A 747-nucleotide genomic window follows, 5' to 3' on the forward strand; every position below is an offset into this window, starting at 1 on the left:
ATTCAAAAAGTTTACTTTTAGGCCGACAGTATCTCGTTTTAGTAGTCGACTATCTGAAAGGTATTTAACAATCAAAGGGCGTGTAGTGACGACAGTTCCACGTACTTGTGTACTGATGTCGTTTACTTTGAGTTGAATAGAAAACTGTGTTTTTCCGTCCTCTTCTTTAATGCTGATTTCAGTTTCCCAGTGACGACCTTTAATTTCATGATCAGGGTGAGTTAGTAAGATGGAGTACATCTTTGGTTCTAGTGCTACAGCACAGAATGTTCTTACCGTAATGTTGTCAAACTTGCAGTTGCAACCAGTTTTTAATGTATCAACATCAAATTCTTCTTTCGTTTTGAATTTGATCCAACCACATACGGATTGAAGTGCGCGCTCAGTAACATTTTTGCCACTTAACTCAAAATTGTTTACGTAAACTAACATTGAAAGCTCCAAATATACGACCAGAACAGAGTATCATAAAGTTGCTTTAGTGCAATGAGTGGCACAAAACTAACAAGCATTTAAGGCTTCAAGATACTTTTTCTAATCAACATCGAACACGTTAGAGCTCAAAATCTAACGCGTATCTGTCCAGTTATGAGTTGTAGTCGGTTCCTCTGTGGATACAAATGATTCACTCGCGAAGCTATGTGCAGTGCTTCGTACTACATACTCGGAAATGAGCCAGATACAGGTTTGCTTGGAGATTGGCTCTGTCACTTGTTTATCAGTATTTGCGACAGAGCCGAAAGTGCC

Annotated in this window: 1 protein-coding gene; it reads right to left on the reverse strand. The window is 39.0% G+C overall.

Annotated elements, in window-relative coordinates; all coding sequences use genetic code 11:
- On the reverse strand, window positions 1-432 hold a 432-nt coding region (locus tag KIV40_RS34880; protein WP_285354042.1), incomplete at its 3' end, for a hypothetical protein.
- Window positions 433-747: the final 315 nt, after the last annotated feature.

It is taken from the genome of Vibrio sp. D173a (assembly GCF_030248475.1).